Origin of the sequence: Luteibaculum oceani (assembly GCF_007995015.1) — a bacterium.
Lineage (GTDB): Bacteria > Bacteroidota > Bacteroidia > Flavobacteriales_D > Luteibaculaceae > Luteibaculum > Luteibaculum oceani.
Genome location: NZ_VORB01000004.1, coordinates 27,859 through 44,365 on the forward strand (window position 1 = coordinate 27,859; position 16,507 = coordinate 44,365).

At 40.9% G+C, this 16,507-nt stretch carries 9 protein-coding genes; 5 read left to right on the forward strand and 4 right to left on the reverse strand.

The genetic code is table 11. From position 1 onward, the window contains the following. The first annotated feature begins 41 nt into the window (after positions 1-41). From FRX97_RS04885 to trxB, 5 genes are all read left to right on the forward strand, one after another. The gene (locus tag FRX97_RS04885; RefSeq protein ID WP_147013999.1) at positions 42-1,619 is read left to right on the forward strand and encodes a DUF4139 domain-containing protein; all 1,578 of its coding nucleotides are present in this window, start codon (positions 42-44) and stop codon (positions 1,617-1,619) included. A gap of 7 nt (positions 1,620-1,626) precedes the next feature. Next, positions 1,627-3,519: a Na+/H+ antiporter NhaC family protein gene (locus FRX97_RS04890; protein ID WP_147014001.1), complete on the forward strand. Its 1,893-nt coding sequence runs from the start codon at positions 1,627-1,629 to the stop codon at positions 3,517-3,519. A 104-nt stretch (positions 3,520-3,623) separates the two neighbouring features. After that, complete coding sequence (locus tag FRX97_RS04895) at positions 3,624-5,975, forward strand: TonB-dependent receptor (RefSeq protein ID WP_147014003.1); 2,352 nt, start codon at positions 3,624-3,626, stop codon at positions 5,973-5,975. After that, a complete protein-coding gene (locus FRX97_RS04900) occupies positions 5,957-6,934 on the forward strand; it encodes a DUF4249 domain-containing protein (RefSeq protein WP_147014005.1) in 978 nt (325 codons plus the stop codon). Before FRX97_RS04895 ends, FRX97_RS04900 begins: the two co-directional genes overlap by 19 nt. A 44-nt stretch (positions 6,935-6,978) precedes the next feature. Next, positions 6,979-7,923: a thioredoxin-disulfide reductase gene (gene trxB, locus FRX97_RS04905; protein WP_147014007.1), complete on the forward strand. Its 945-nt coding sequence runs from the start codon at positions 6,979-6,981 to the stop codon at positions 7,921-7,923. Positions 7,924-8,024: 101 nt separating this feature from the next. Here the strand turns inward: trxB and FRX97_RS04910 are convergent, their stop codons facing one another. From FRX97_RS04910 to FRX97_RS04925, 4 genes are all read right to left on the reverse strand, one after another. Next, positions 8,025-8,273 carry a BPTI/Kunitz-type proteinase inhibitor domain-containing protein gene (locus tag FRX97_RS04910; RefSeq protein WP_147014009.1) on the reverse strand — a complete coding sequence of 83 codons (249 nt, stop codon included), beginning with the start codon at positions 8,271-8,273 and terminating at the stop codon, positions 8,025-8,027. Further along, entirely contained in the window at positions 8,270-11,722 is a 3,453-nt protein-coding gene (locus FRX97_RS12425) for a DUF2341 domain-containing protein (protein ID WP_147014011.1), read from the reverse strand. Before FRX97_RS12425 ends, FRX97_RS04910 begins: the two co-directional genes overlap by 4 nt. 78 nt (positions 11,723-11,800) lie before the next feature. Then, positions 11,801-13,798, reverse strand: a complete 1,998-nt coding sequence (locus FRX97_RS04920) for an OmpA family protein (RefSeq protein ID WP_147014013.1) — start codon at positions 13,796-13,798, stop codon at positions 11,801-11,803. A 10-nt stretch (positions 13,799-13,808) separates the two neighbouring features. Next, positions 13,809-16,475: an AsmA-like C-terminal region-containing protein gene (locus tag FRX97_RS04925; RefSeq protein ID WP_147014015.1), complete on the reverse strand. Its 2,667-nt coding sequence runs from the start codon at positions 16,473-16,475 to the stop codon at positions 13,809-13,811. Between the last annotated feature and the right edge of the window lie 32 nt (positions 16,476-16,507).

Here is a 16,507-nt window from a genome sequence, read left to right on the forward strand (position 1 = left end):
GAAATGCAGCCTTTTCTGCGTTTAAATGCAAAACCGATAACATGCAACTTAAATCTATTTTCTTATTAAGTCTATTAAGCATCTGTTTAACAGCTGTTTACGGACAAAACAAAAATTTAGACGCCCCCATTAAAGAAGTTCTAGTTTACCTCGAGGGTGCCGAAATCACTCGATCGGCAAAAGTTTCTTTAAGTCCTGGGCAAAATAATTTTGTGATTAAAGGAATTAGTGGTTTTGCCAATCCCCAAAGCATACAACTTTCGGGATTAGGTAATGGAAAGATTAGTTACGTTAATATGGAGCGCGACTACTTATCCGACATTTCGGTTCCTGCGGATGTACAAGGCCTATTAGAAAAGCATGATGAAACGGACTTTAAACTGGCTATTAGAAAACGCGTTCTAAACGCCTATAGTGAGGAAAAAAAGCTCATCCTCTCCAATCAAAAGATTTTGGGAGAAGACAGCGATTTAAGCGTAGAAGATCTTGTTAAGCTTGCTGATTTATATAGAAATCGTCTCAAGGAGATTGAATTAAAAACCCTCGAAATATCTAGGGAAATTAGGGACCTTGAAAAGGAATTAAAAAAGGTCTCCAACCAACTTGGAAGCTGGAAAACACTGCCAGATCAAAGTCAGCAAGCCTTAGAAATCGGATTATACAGCAGCAGTGCCGCCAGCATAGATTTGGAAATAAAATATTTGGTTTACAACGCCAGATGGGAACCCACCTACGATGTTATTGCTGGCAGCAACCAGTCTAAAATCAAATTGGTATACAAAGCTATGGTAAGCCAGCGCACTGGCGTTAATTGGGATAATGTTCAACTTAACTTTAGCACAGGTACACCAACAGTGGGAGCATTTTTACCGGAGCTGTATCCAGACTATGTAGAGATAATTAAAAACCAACCGGTAACCGCCCGCGCTGCTTACAACAAAATGGAGTTAGCAGCAGACATGGAAATGGTTGAAGAGGAAGGCTTGTATAGAAAAACTTCAAGGGCTGCTGGCAATGTAAACACCTATTTTGAAACCAGTGGTAAACACAGCATTGCGAGTTTTAGCAAAGGGATTGCGGTTGGATTAAGCGAATTAGATTTAAACGCCGAAATGGAATATTTAGCCGTACCTAAAGTAAGCAACGAAGCCTATTTAGCTGCTATGGTTGGCGGGTTTGAGTCAGAAGCCCTTTTGCCAGGAAACGCAAGAATGTATTACGAGGGAACCCTATCGGGAAGCTCCTACATTAACCCCTTGGCTACCGATGAAAAATTAAAATTATCACTTGGTCGTGACCCGCAAATAGCGGTAAGTAGAAAGTCGGTACTAGACCGAAGTAAAGAAGGTAACTTAATCTCTTCCAATAGAAAGTCCTTTCACTACCAAATTCAACTGAAAAACAATAAGGGTAAGGCGATACAGATTAAAGTGCTTGACCAAATTCCGCTGAGTAGAAATCAAGAAGTAGAAGTTATTACCGAGGATATTAGTGGTGCATCCTTGAACAAGGATACTGGTGAATTAACTTGGAATATTAATTTAGGGCCCTCGGAAAGCAAAACGCTTAACCTTAAATACTACATCAAGTTCCCGAAAGGGGAAAAAATAAACCGCTAGTTCCGCCGTGAAAAACATATTTGCTGTCCTAATTACATTTATCTCTGTACTATGCTGTACGGGCGTTAAGGCTCAAGAAAATGTAAAATTTCCAGAGTTTATCATTCAAGAAATACCCTTTGAAGTAGAAATTTCTGGAATTGACAGTGCAGCGGTTTATCACGGTGACAAAAATCTTGGAACTTTCGTCGGAAAGGAACCCATAGAAATTACCCTAACAACTGATAAAAAAAACATTGCACCATTAACTATCAATGGTAATCAATATTTATGCGAAACGAATGCTATCCCCTTATGGTTAAGCATTGTACCGCCCATGGTAGCCATTGTATTGGCACTCATATTTAAAGAAGTAGTTTCTTCCTTACTTCTAGGGATACTCTTTGGATCTATGATAATGGGAGCGTACAGCGGTGGTTTTTCCGGTGCTCTTGGCGGTTTTTTTGCCATCAGTGGTAATTATTTGATCGACGCGTTAAACGATAGCGGTCACTTATCGGTAATTGTCTTTTCGGTATTAATAGGTGGAATTGTAACTGTAATTTCCAAAAATGGAGGTATGGCAGCATTGGTTGGAAAAATTTCAAAGAAAGCTACCAGTGCAAAAAAGGGCCAAATGGCAACCTACTTTTTGGGGGTATCTATATTTTTCGATGATTATGCCAACACTTTGGTAGTAGGAAATACCATGCGGCCTATTACCGACAAATTGAAAATTTCAAGGGAAAAACTCGCCTATCTAGTGGATTCCACTGCCGCTCCGGTTGCAGCAATAGCTTTTGTAACCACATGGATTGGCGCCGAATTGGGTTATATAAAAGACGGATTAAACTCTGTGGCCTTAACACCCGGCCTTGAGAACTTAACTCCCTATTCCATTTTCCTGAGCAGTTTATCCTACTCTTTCTATCCCATCCTAACCCTGATTTTCATGTTTTTCTTAATCCGTAGTGGAAAGGATTTTGGGACCATGCACACGGCGGAAACTTTGGCAAGAACTGGGGATTATAACCTAGATCAGCGCAGCGGAGAAAAATCCAGTGAGTTGGAACATTACACTGCAAAAGAGGGTGTTAAATCAAGTGGATGGTACGCACTTATCCCCATCCTAATTATTGTTTTTGGAACCCTTTTAGGACTGGTTTATACAGGCTTTTCCCCTGAAATATGGAGTGGCGATTTAGGCTTTTGGCGCAAGGTGTCTGCTACCATAGGTAATTCAGATTCATACCAGGCGCTGCTATGGAGTTCTTTTACCGCATTGGTTGTAGCCGTTCTAATGTCCATTATTGGTAAAAAGCTTAACCTAGAGGAATCGGTGAATTCAGCTGTTAACGGTTTCAAGGGGATGCTTGATGCGGTTATCATTCTTATCCTTGCTTGGTCGCTTGCCGAGGTAACGGAGCAAATGCATACAGCAGATTTTCTAACTGGATTACTAAGTGGAAATGTGGATATGGCATGGATTCCAGCCATTACTTTTGTTTTAAGTGCAGTAGTTGCATTTTCAACAGGTTCTTCATGGGGAACCATGGCGATAATGTTTCCATTAAGCATACCTGCCTTGCTAACGTTGGGAGTAGAAAGCGGAGCTGCAGCCAGCGAATTCTTGCCCATTTTCTACAATGGAGTTGCTTGTGTATTAGCGGGAGCCGTTCTAGGTGATCATTGTTCTCCAATTTCCGACACAACCATTCTAAGTTCTCTTGCAACGAGGTGTAATCACATCGCCCACGTTAGAACTCAACTTCCCTATGCGCTAACAGTTGGAGGTACGGCCTTATTAATAGGAATTATACCTGCGGCTTTTGGAGTGCCATCGTGGATTTGTTTTGCTGTTGCGATAGCTGTTTTGCTGGGCGTAATAAAATTCCTGGGGAAGCCTGTTCCACAATCCTAACCCAACGAAAAATAGGAACTATTTAAAGGGCTTAACATCTATTTTATCCATGGCTAAAAACTGTGAGGTAAATTAGTCGTTATCATTAGGCAAACTCCTTAATCTTGATCCGACTACTACTGTACCTCATTGTAATTTTATTGGCCATACCCGATGTATCATGGGGTCAGGAGTACGTTGTGGGTTCTATATCTGGACCTCAGGGCAAATTGATTGGAGCCAATGTGTTCTGGAAATCATCGAATAAAGGTAGTATCAGTAATGAAGTAGGAAATTTTAAGATTAAGTTCAACGGTCCCGATAGTCTTTGTTTCCGATATATTGGATACAAAAGTATCTGTGTATGGGTTCCTAAGCCAAGCACCGTAAATATTAAACTAAAGGAGAGTGCAATAACTACTGATGAAGTAGTAATCACTGGAGCCAAAAGCGATCTTACGCGTGGCACCCAAATGAGTACTCAAACGATGAGCTTACAGCAAATCGAAGAACTCCCTTCATTTTTGGGTGAAGTGGATATTTTAAAAAGCATACAATTGTTACCTGGTGTTCAATCGGCAGGTGAAGGAAATTCAGGATTTTACGTTCGCGGTGGAGGGCCCGATCAAAATTTAATCCTTCTGGATAAAGCCCCTGTGTATAACGCTTCCCACCTTTTAGGACTGTTTTCCATATTTAATCATCAAGCCATAGGCGATCCAACTTTAATAAAAGGTGGTATGCCGGCTCGATTTGGGAATAGGCTGGCCAGTGTGTTAGAAATTCCAACTAAAAACGGGAACTTTAATAAGCACGAATTTGGTGGAGGCATTGGCTTGGTTGCAAGCCGACTTTATGCTTCGGGCCCTATTCTAAAGGATAAAGTATCCTATTTAATTACCGGACGAAGAACCTACATTGATGCTTTAGCGGCTCCCTTCATTCCCGACGATTCTCAGGCAAAGGGTTCGGCCTACTATTTTTACGACCTCAACGCTCAGATAAGTGCTAAACTCAGCGATAATGACCAGGTAAAAGTGGGTTTTTACTTGGGTGATGATGTTTTCAAGTTCCTTAATAAAGGATCGGACATCAGTTTAAGAATACCGTGGGGCAACCTTGTTCTTCAAGGGATTTACAATAGAAAATTCTCCAATAAGCTTAATGCAGACTTTTATGCTTATTACGATCAATACCAGTTTGCTCTTCAGTCTCAGTTCGACCAATTCGTTATTGGCGTTTCCTCTGAGATAAATGATTACAGTCTTGGTTCGGACTGGACTTTCCTTCCAAATTCAAATCATTTGGTAAAATTTGGCGTTCAATTAAGTAGAAACAAATACCTGCCATCTTTTGCAGAGGCAAGTTCTGGAGAAACGGATTTCGATACCGGAGAAAAGAATTACCTACACTCCAATCAGTATGCCGCATACATCCAGGATGAGTGGATTATTTCCCCAATTTTTACGGTAAATATCGGATTGAGATATTCCCTTTTCCAACACTTAGGACCCTATATACGGTACGATCAACGAGGTGAAAACGAACTACCTATCATAAGAAGATTTGGCAAGGGGTACATAATTAAAACCTACGATGGCCTAGAACCAAGGTTGGCAGCTAAATACAGCTTAACCGAAAACTCTGCACTTAAAGCCTCTTTCACGCAAAATTATCAGTATCTCCACCTGGCTTCCATATCACCAGTTTCGCTGCCAACAGACATCTGGATACCCTCAACTAGCAGAATTAAACCGCAAAACGGACAACAATACGCCTTGGGTTACTTCCATGAACTATCCGCTATTCAGTCTCAATTTTCCATAGAGACTTACTACAAAAGCATGAAAAACTTGGTGGAGTACAAAGACAATGTTAACCCAGAAGATAACCTCAACGACAATGTAGACAACCAATTAATCCAAGGGAAAGGGTACTCCTATGGTGTGGAATTTTACTTCAAGAAAAAAGCAGGGAAATTTAATGGATGGATTGGCTACACTTGGAGCAGAACACGGAGAATTTTTGAGGAACTAAATGAGGGAAGATCCTTTCCCGCTAAATATGATAGGACCCATGACCTTTCTTTAGCGGCAACCTATCAAGCCAGCAAAAAATGGACTTTCGGCGCAAACTTTGTTTTTGGAACGGGCAATGCTATTAGCCTTCCTACCACCCGATATTTCAGCTTTTTAGATGGTAGGGTACTAGGTGTATATAAAGATCGAAATAGCTTTAGAATGCCCAATTATCACCGCTTCGATATTAGTGCCACGCTTAGACCTAAGAAAAACGAAAATCGCAAGTATCAATCTTGGTGGGTATTCTCATTATACAATGTTTATTCACGCCAAAACCCCTATTTCCTTTATTTCGATGCAGAGGGAACATTGGGTTCAAACGATTTAAAATTAACAGCTAAACAGGTTTCACTATTTCCAATATTACCTTCAGTTACATGGAATTTCGCATTTTAAAATACGCTTTGGTAGCCACACTGCTACTATCCTGTGAGAAGGAAATTTTTGTGGATTTGCCTCCAGATCCAACCAAGATTGTGGTGGAAGGTCAAATAGAGGATGGCGGATTACCCATCTTACTGCTGTCAGAAAGTCAAGCCTTTTTCCAACCTGTAGATGTAGAGTCTGTTTCGAAAACCATAATTAACGATGCAAAGGTTAGAATGGTGATTAATGAAGGGGATACCATTCCATTAAGATCTTTTTGCTCGGGAGACCTACCCGATACGCTGCGCATCATTTTGGCAAGGCAAAGTGGGTTAGAATTTTTAGCAAACCCGGAGTCTGATATATGCATATACACCAGTCTGGACCAACGCGCAAGAGGAAAAATAAATAGTCGTTACGAGTTACTTATAAATGCTAGGGGGCAGTTTATTAAATCGAAAACGCAAATTCCTCCACCCGTTGCTTTAGACTCTTTGTGGTATAAAAAAGATGGCGCAAGAGATAGCTTGGGTTTTATTTGGGCTACGCTTTCCGATCCTGCTAATAAGTACAACGCCTACCGCTGGTTTGCACAGCGAATCAATCAATATACCTACGGCCCAAATAAGGGCGAAACTAAGGACCCTTTCCCAATTGCCCCATTTGGATCGGCATTTGAGGATGAATTCTTTGATGGATTAAGCTTTGACTTTGTATATAATAGAGGAACTTATCCAGGTTCCACTAAAAACGATGATCAAGACATAGAAGCAGGATATTTTAAAGAAGGCGACACCATTTTGGTAAAATTCACAACCATTGACGAAAGTGCCTTTCAATACTTTAGATCTTATTACACCGCAATAGGAAATACAGGAAGTCCATTTGCAACCCCAACCAACATAAAAACCAATGTAGATGGGGGATTGGGAGTATGGGTGGGTTACGGTGTAGCCACCGATACGCTGGTCGCAGTCGATTTAGAATAAATTATCATCGCTAAGCCTTACATTTGCCAAAATTTTTTTCTGGAATGAGCGAAAGAACACATACCCCTTGCCTAATTATTGGATCGGGACCCGCAGGATATACTGCAGCTATTTATGCCGCAAGAGCAGACCTTAAACCCATGATGATAGAAGGGCTTCAACCAGGTGGCCAGTTAACTGAAACCACCGAAGTTGATAACTTCCCTGGATACCCACAAGGGGTTACAGGACCTCAAATGATGATAGATCTTAAAGCTCAGGCTGAGCGTTTCGATGCCGAAGTAAGAAATGGTTATGTTACTAAAGTAGACTTTACCGGTCCTAAGCACAAAGTTTGGGTAGATGAAAAGCACGAAATTACAGCAGACACTATCATTATTTCCACCGGGGCTTCCGCTAAATGGTTAGGATTGGAGTCTGAAATCAGACTAAGAGATGCTGGTGGTGGTGTTTCTGCCTGTGCTGTTTGCGACGGATTCTTTTACAGAAACCAAGAGGTAGCAATTGTAGGTGCTGGAGATACTGCTTGTGAGGAAGCAAGCTATTTAGCGAAGCTTTGTAAAAAGGTTTACATGATTGTTCGTAGAGACGAGATGAGAGCTTCTAAAGCTATGCAGCATCGCGTAATGAACATGGAGAACATTGAAATTCTTTGGAATACCGAAACGGTTGAAGTTCTTGGAAAAGACGCCGTAGAAGGTGTACGTGTAATAAACAACAAAACCAAAGAAGAAAGAGATATTACGGTTACCGGATTCTTCGTTGCCATTGGTCACAAACCCAATACCGACATATTTAAAGGTTGGTTAGATATGGATGAGCAAGGATACTTGAAAGTGACTCCTGGAACAGCAAAAACCAAAATTCCTGGTGTTTTTGTCTCTGGAGATGCCGCCGATAAAGTTTACCGTCAGGCTGTAACTGCAGCGGGAACTGGATGTATGGCTGCATTAGATGCAGAACGTTACCTAGCAGAGCAAGGACATTAAAATTTTCTATACTAAATGAAAAAGGCCACACCGAAGTGTGGCCTTTTTTATTGGTGCAATCCACTAAGTTATTTACAAATAAACATAGCGGATGGAATCCATCAATCTTTACACAAACAAGCGCCTTGGCAATCGGCAAGGGTATTAAACGGAACCGTCCCCTTACATCCACCCCAAGTAAATTCTAGGCATTTATTTCGCTCCCTGCTGTAGTAATACTTTTTAATCGCAGCTTCACAGGGTCCCGCATCGGGTTTTAGACTGCAACGCTCCGCTGGGCAATCTTTTACCTCCTTCTCACAAGAAATAAGTCCAAAGGCAAAGAACAAAAGTAAAACGGCTAATCTCATTGTTTTACAATTCGCAATATTCCACGAGCCCCATTTTCAGCAATAATGTCTACAAGATATACACCTTCTGGTTGATCATAAAACTCAAGTTCCACATTGCTTTCACCAGATACCGCACGCCTTCTTACGATTTGTCCTAGAACATTTCTCAACTGAAGATCTCCGGTAATTTCTCCAATATTATTTAGCGTAATTCGACCGTTATTCGGGTTGGGATAAACCTCGAGCATCCCCAATTCAAACAGGTCTATACCAACAGTAGTGCTATCGGTAACGAAAATAAATTGACAATTGGTTTTTGCCTCACCACACCCGTTGAAAACCGTTAAGCATGCTCGATATCTTGCCGTGCTATCTGCTTTGTAGGAATAAGTTGGATTTCTTAGCGTACTTGTTTCCCCTGCTATTCCAAAATCCCAGAACCACTGCTCTGCATTTATAGAAGAATCTCTAAAGCTGTAGTTAAAACCATCAGCGGTAGACTTGTTAAACCTTGCCACTGGATCATTACAAGAAATAACCACCGTTTCACAGTGCGAGACGGTTGCGCATTTATTTGTCGCCGTTATACAAACCTCGTATTCCCCTTCTCCCGAATAGCTATAAACTGGATTAACGTGATTGCTTTTGCCTCCATCTCCAAAGGTCCAGTTAACTCCACCAATTTGATTTTTAACCGAACTAGTAAAAGTAACGGTAGTATCATCAATGGTGTAGGTAAATCCAACCGTAGGTTTCAAGCACTTTACATTAATGGTTTTACATACTCTGTCGCTTTCTCCACAGGTATTAAATATCGTTAGACAAACCACATAAGATCGGGTAGTATCATTTCTGTAGGTGTAAGTAGGATGCTGCTGATTACTCACAACGCGATCAGGTCCTAGTTCCCATCTCCATTTTACTGCGTTAAGCGAAGAGTCTCCAAAAGAATAGGTGTAACCATCGCTTGTAACAAAATCGAAAGAGGCAGCTGGGTCATCGCAGGTAGCTGCTACTTCTTTACAACGGGTTACTCTACCACAATCATTTTGTGCAGTTAAACATACATTGTAAACTCCATCTTCCTCGTAAGCATGGGTTGGATTTAAAATATTGGTTGTAGTTCCATCTCCAAAATCCCAAGTAATATCTCCTAAATTACCCGTAACCGTGCTTGTAAAGGTTGCATTGGTATCCTGGGTGGTAAAGGTGAAATCCACAGATGGTTTGTTACAAGAGAAACTTAATAACTGACAATCAACCGTGGCTCCACACTGGGATATGGATGTCATACACACATTATACGAACCCGAAGCTATGTACTTGTGCGACACCGTCTTTCCTCCCGTGGTTTGCGTTCCATCTCCAAACTCCCAGTTTGTAGTATGGGCACCAGGAGTAGTATTGGTAAACTTTACTTCTAAGGTGTTTCCTATCTTCTGGGAGGTGAAGGATGCATTAAAGTTACAATCAACGGTAATGTTTTTCGAAAAAGTTACGGTACCACATTCATTCTTGTATGTAACTGTAACCGTGTATGTTCCTGGGGAAATATATTCGTGCACAGGAGATTTTTGTGTAGAGGTGTTTCCATCTCCAAAATCCCATAACCAGGTTGTGGTAAAATCTGAAAGGTCAAGAAAATTCACTCTCAATCCATTATTAGAATTAGTAAATCCAGGTCTTGGTGGATTACACTCAATAATGATTTCCTGACATGAGATATGACTTTGGCATTGCAAACCAGGGTTGAACGCAGTTAAACAAGCAGTAACTGTATCTGGCTGCCCGTATTTATAGGTGGGCTCGAATTGGGTGCTTGTTGAACCGTCTCCAAAATCCCATAAGTATGAAGTTGCGTCCTTAGAGAGGTTTTGAAAATTATAGGTAAGGTTAAATCCAGCTGGAAAAAACTCAGAATAGGGCCCAGTTAGAATATCTGGAACAATGGTATCCGAATAATTGATACAAACACCGGCGGTAGCGATAACGTGAATTGTTGGATCTACCGAAAAAGTATCAACCGACATTACGTTGGAACCTGAGCTTTGAACCAATTCATTATTGATAAAGTACTGGTAATTTGCAAAGTTCTTCGACGTTGTAAAATCTATGTTAACTCCTCTACATTCCACATAATTGGGAGCCATAGCATCTATGAAATCAACCCCATTTCTGGTATCAAAAATTTCGGTGGGTACTGGTGCAGCGTGGATGGTAGCCGAATCGATATAAACCGTACCCGTATCTCCATTATTTGGAGGGGTTCCTTGCTGTCCATTTCCTAAAAGACCACCTAACCCACCATAAGCGGAAACCAATCCTGAAATATTTAAAGTATCAGAGAAGATTTTAACTCTTCCACCTCCACCTCCACCTCCGGTTCCTTCGGAAGTTCCTGGTACTTCTCCCCCATCACCTCCATCGGCACTAAGGTCGCCAGTAATATCAATTAAAGCGGCTTGTAGCAATGCTCCACCTCCGGCTCCACCACCTCCAGATCCATTGGGTGGATTTCCTCCAAATGCCGTACCCGCAGGGATACCCGCGCCACCTTGGTTGGCTCCTTCTCCGTTGGCTCCGTCGACAATAAGTTCATTTATAGAAATAAAGGCGGCTCTAATTCTAATCGCTCCTCCTCCATTTCCACCTGCGAAGGTGGGCTCTTGTTGGTCGTTACCCATTCCAAGTGGATCGGCAATTCCAACAAATCCATTTCCACCAGCGTGTGCGGTATCAAGGCTTACAGCTTTTCTATCTCCCTGAGCAGTTCCTGGAGCACCTGGATCTCCAGCATTATCTGCATCGAAGCCTGGAGCACCATCGGCTCCATAACCTCCACCACCTCCACCGAAACCATCACCTCCAGTTCCAGTTCCATTTGCAGGCGCTACAACAGATTGTTGCTCCCCTAATCCTGTTAAGTCTATGGTACCGTCGATTTTAACACGAGCTGCTGTTATGTTGTAAACGATAGTTGCACTAGCTCCCGTTAAGGTTACACCAGGTTGCACCTCAAACCAGTCTACATCCGTAACATCTGGTAGGGTTCCATCTTCATCGTAAATAGCCTGTGTTGGGAAAGTTGCATCGAAATCTTCAGCGGATGTTGCTGCGCTATTCCCGTAAAATACATACAAGGTAATTTCCGAACGAGCTCGGATTGTATCTGGATAATATGCCCAAACTATGGTATTATTTCCTCCAGTAGGATTTTCAATCCAGTAATTTAAAAGTGAATCTCCATCACAATCGATGGAAACTCTTAAATCACCGTAATCGCTTCTTATTTTTCCGGCTGCTTCTAAATCAGCGCCGTTTAAAACAAAAAAAACAGGAGACTGCTCTATGTCTTCTGAATTGCTCTTGTTTTCAATCTTAATTTGCTTTCGCCACTTCCAAGCATCAAGTTGCCCAAATACAGTTACAGAAAAGCAAAATAGAATGGTAGCAAGTATAAACCTCATAAAATGTAATTGTGGTCGACTAATTGACGTTCAAATATACTTAAAGATGCTTGTAGCTAGCGTTAAAACTAGTACTAGCTATCGTTGTCTTAAAACAAATTCTGTTCTACGGTTTTTAGCCCTGCCCTCTTCGGTTTCGTTACTCTCAAGGGGTTGTTCTTGACCGAAACCTACATGTCCAAGGCGATTGGCTTTAATTCCTAGGCTAATTAAATACTTCTTTACCGCCAAAGCTCTGTTAATGGATAACTCCTTATTTGCGGCTGCTCCACCAATATTATCGGTGTGTCCCTGAATATCTACACTGTACGATGGGTTGATTTTTAAAAACTCGGCGAACTGCATTAGAACAGACTTAGCAGAGCGAGTTAATTCGTAAGAGTTGGAACTAAAATTTATATCATTAATTCGATAGGGCTCATCGGTTTGAATTTCCTTAAGGCCTAGCTTCTTACTGTCTATTAATCCAGCTTTTTCATTTTCTAAATCCACTAGTTCTGAAGTAAACGCATACCCCTTCTTTTTAACGGTAGCAACTATAGGATCTTTTAAATCTTTCTTTTTTACAATGGTGGCAAACATTCCATCACCGGATGACACGTTTATGTCCTTAATTTTCTTACCATCTACCGTTGAAAGTTCCATTGTTGCTCCGTCCGTAGGGTTATCAACAAACCCTTTGTATACCACAATTTCCTCTGGCCTTAACGCATCGGGAAGCTCAAAGGTCATAATATCATAATCTCCCCTTGAGTTGATGGTATTACTTGCGAAATAGGCATATTTTCCATCGGTACTAACAATTAAACCATGTTCATCCTTTTCGGTATTGATTGGTTTCCCCAGATTTCTAGGCTTTTCCCAAATGCCATCTTTTAGCCTGGATACAAATAAATCGTATCCACCTAGTCCCATATGACCATCGGAGGAAAAGTATAATGTTTCGCCATCTGGGTGAAGGAAAGGTGCTTTTTCATTTCCTGCGGTATTAACCTTTCCGCCTAGCGGTTTACCATCTGACCAAATTCCACCAATGCTATCTCTTTTCGAGATGTAGATATCAATTCCATTGGTATAATCACTGTATTTAGAATATAACATGGTTAAACCATCCGCAGAAATAGTGGGTTGAGACTCCCATTGCTCAGGATGGTTAATTTGAGTACCCAGGGTATCAAACTCTTCCCAATAGTAATACACCCTACCATCTTCTATTGCCGAAATACGCTTTTCGGATCGAAAGATATCGCAGTTGGCATAGCCAGACTTACTTCTATTACAAATGGTTAGAAAAATTTCCTTACCCGTTAATTCAGTTGCCAAACCACCATAGTTTCCCTTTCCAGAATTAAATGGGTGTTCCATTTCAGACAATTGAAAAAATTCATTTTCCACGCCCATTCTTGAAGCAGACATTAATTTTTCCGTCTCAACGGTTCTAAATTCGCCAAGCAATTTCTCTGGAAATTTTTTGGTAAAAAACATGGTTCTATTGTCGGGAGATATGGCTGGCAAGTATTCCTGATCTGCCGTATTGACCCCTGCCAATGGGTAGATTTTTATTTCAAAAGCTTCCTCGTCTACTTTCGCTTGAAAATCCAGGACCCCTATACTCTCCTTGGCCTCCCGCAAACGAATTAAGGGCACATTTTCTGCACCTCTTGAGTACTTAATAAATTCCTGATATCTGCTCTTTGCCTCTTCCGGGTTACCCTTTAAATAGGCGATATTCCCTAGATAGTAATAAGATAAAGGAAATTGATCAATGCAGGTTTCGATAATTTCCAACAATTCATCTTCGAGAACCTCAACCGGCTTTTGATAAGACCAATTTCTCCAGTATTGCAGCTCGGTTTTTTGGTACAATGCCCACTTAGATTCTGGAAGTTCTCGTTTTAGCGCTATGGCTGCACTGAGTCGTTCCTCCGAGTTTTTGGTGGTATCCATTACCTCTTCCACCAAAGACCTTATTTTTCTGCTACCCTCTGGCGCATCACAAGTTTCCTGTGCGGCAATAATATTTCCTAAAAAAAGAAGTACCCCAAACAGGATACTTCTTGCTATAAATGTTCTCAATATCAATATATTACGGTCTCTTCAATGCGTCTCTAAGCTTATTCTTGGCCTCTTCCTTAAGTCTATTTTTTTCCTCTTCCGCCTTGCGTTTCGCTTCCTCCTCTAAACGGCGCTTTTCTTCCTCCAATTTTCTTTTTGCTTCTTCAGCTTCCTTTTGAGCTTTAGCTTTTTGCTCTTCCAGCTTTCTTTTTGCCTCTTCCTCTAACTCGTCTTTTTTCTCGTTAACCTTATTGGTAAGCTCTTTTTTAACCTGATTTTTAAGATCGCTAGCCATCCCAGCAAAATTGGTTCTTACCTTGGGATCGGAAACTGTGTTAGTAAAGAAAACATCTAAATTTATAGTCTCTCCTAAGGTTGAAGCTCCTCCTAACTTATTGCTTAAATTACTTAAGGCCGAAATAGCCGCGTCTCCAAGTTTCTCTTTTGGGATGCGCATATTAAAGGTATAATCGATCTCCTGAGTTATGGCGGTATATCCGGCTATTCGAGTTGGGATATCACCAATTTTAGTTTCCACTGGTTTTACAAAAACCTTACCCTCCTTAATTTCAAATTGCACATCGGTATCCGCTATCTTTTGCTTGGATAAACGATCCCAACTTAACTTTGATGCCAACCTATTGATAGGCTCAAAATTCTCGAAGAAAACATTTTTGGTTCCAACTTTTCCATCGCCCATAAAGCTTTCCCAAGCCGGGCTCATATTTTCGTCTAAAGCACCACTTATGGAAAATGCCGCGTTAAATTTCCCTGTTGCATTTTTGGCAATCGGAGCCAACTTCTCAACAGTATTAAAAGTGGTTGCTGTTTTATTAATATCCAGCCCCTCAACTTTAAACGACATGGCTACCATAGGCTTCTCATCAGCGGTGCTATAGGTTCCATTTACCAACATTTCTCCGCCTAACGCTTTGGCTTTTACATTCTGAAAACTCAACGTTTTATTCTTAACCAAAACGATCCCTTTAAAATCGTTTACAATCAAATCTTCATATAGCAGCTCCTTTATATCACTTTCCAGCGTAAAATCTATATTGCCTGGAACCTCCAAATGCCCCATAGATTCTTCGACTTCGGCAGTCTCCGCAGAAGTAATTGGCCCTGCTTCCTCCTCTGTCATAAAAGCATTTAGATTTACTAAATCACTTTTTAGCAGCATTTTCCCTTTCAAATCTTGATCCTTGAACATGTAACCCATGTAATTTTCAAGACGACCATTTGCCTCTAATTTATTCCCTTCCAGCTCGGCTTTTAACACGTTAAGCGCAATAAACTTGGGACTTAACTCCATACGAGCGGTGTCGAGTTTAACAGGACTAGGAACACTATCTCCGCTTAGTGAAATTCCCTGTGCAGCTATATTACCCGAAGCCTGAAAATCTTCGTAACGCTGCATTTCCAATGAAGACATTTTTCCCTTCATTACTAGATTAGCCGCAAACTTCCCCTTAAGATCGTATCCCTTCATTGGAACGGCATTCGCGAGTTCATTTAGGTTTAGTTTTGTGTAAAGCTTCCCATCTATATGTGGATCTGAAATAGGATTAGTAATTAGAAGTGATAGGTCCACCGGATTGTTTGCGATTTCAGCATGAAAATTGGCCAAATCCACGACCAGATTATCCAAATCCGCCCCTCCTTCAGAATGCACCTTACTCTTGAGAGAAATCCGTTCTACTGATGAAGGCAATTCTGGGTAATTAATGCTTCCATCTTTTACATTTAAAGCAATATCCAGACCAGGATAGGTGTTGTCATTGTAAATACCTTTAACCTTAGCATCCAAATCAAAAACTCCATCAACCTTTATGTTTTCATAGCCTTCCATAAAAACGCCGGGTAGGATGGAAATAAGATGTTTAAGATTAGATTGGCTTGATGATGTGGCTAAATCCAGTTTAATATCATCATCTGGCATTGCCACACTACCATTTACGGAAAGCTTTAGATCGTTAAGCTGGATTTGATTTTGGCGAAACCCAAAAAACATTTTATCCAAATCCATATCCATCTGTGCCGTTAAATCCAACGCCACACGACTTATATATGAAACCCCTTCATAAGCAAGGGTAAATTCCTTGGCTTTTGCCTTGGTTTCCAGAATAAATTGACTTAAGGTAAAATCACCTTTTCCTTCATTTTCTAATCCCTGGATATCTGTATAAAAACCTAAGGAACGATCATCGTACACCACACTTGCGTCTGATACAGTCCATCCCTGAAGGGAAATTTTTAAATCTGAATCGCCAGATGCAGCATCAGATGTTTCCTCCGTGCCACCATCTATTGCAATATCATAATTGGCTTTACCTTCCTCGGTAATAAATACGTAAAGATTAGGCTGGGTTAGATTGACGCTTTTTACCTGAACAGCATCTCCCCCAAGCAATTTGAAAATATCTACAGTAATAGAACAGTCTTTGCCATTCACCAGGGAAACCCCTTGAAACTCTCCCCTACCTGAAACGTCGAAGTTTACAAGTGAAACCGTAAGATCTGGGAAGCTTTTAATAATGCTAACCTTAAAATCTTCAATTTTTACAACCGCATCAAGATTTTTATTCGCTTCATTGGTAATTAGCGTTACCAACTTATCCTTAAAAATAACGGGAACAGCAATAACCATGGTTCCAAAAAGAACCAATAGTATTAGTAGGGCAATAAAGACTTTTCTCATAGGGTTCGGAGTTAGCGGCCTTAAAGTTAATA

What these genes read in the sequence shown, in the direction of transcription:
- FRX97_RS04885 (WP_147013999.1), top strand. Translation starts at nt 42, where the DNA reads ATGCAACTTAAATCTATTTTCTTATTAAGTCTATTAAGCATCTGTTTA.
- FRX97_RS04900 (WP_147014005.1), top strand. Translation starts at nt 5,957, where the DNA reads ATGGAATTTCGCATTTTAAAATACGCTTTGGTAGCCACACTGCTACTA.
- trxB (WP_147014007.1), top strand. Translation starts at nt 6,979, where the DNA reads ATGAGCGAAAGAACACATACCCCTTGCCTAATTATTGGATCGGGACCC.
- FRX97_RS04910 (WP_147014009.1), bottom strand. Translation starts at nt 8,273, where the DNA reads ATGAGATTAGCCGTTTTACTTTTGTTCTTTGCCTTTGGACTTATTTCT.
- FRX97_RS12425 (WP_147014011.1), bottom strand. Translation starts at nt 11,722, where the DNA reads ATGAGGTTTATACTTGCTACCATTCTATTTTGCTTTTCTGTAACTGTA.
- FRX97_RS04925 (WP_147014015.1), bottom strand. Translation starts at nt 16,475, where the DNA reads ATGAGAAAAGTCTTTATTGCCCTACTAATACTATTGGTTCTTTTTGGA.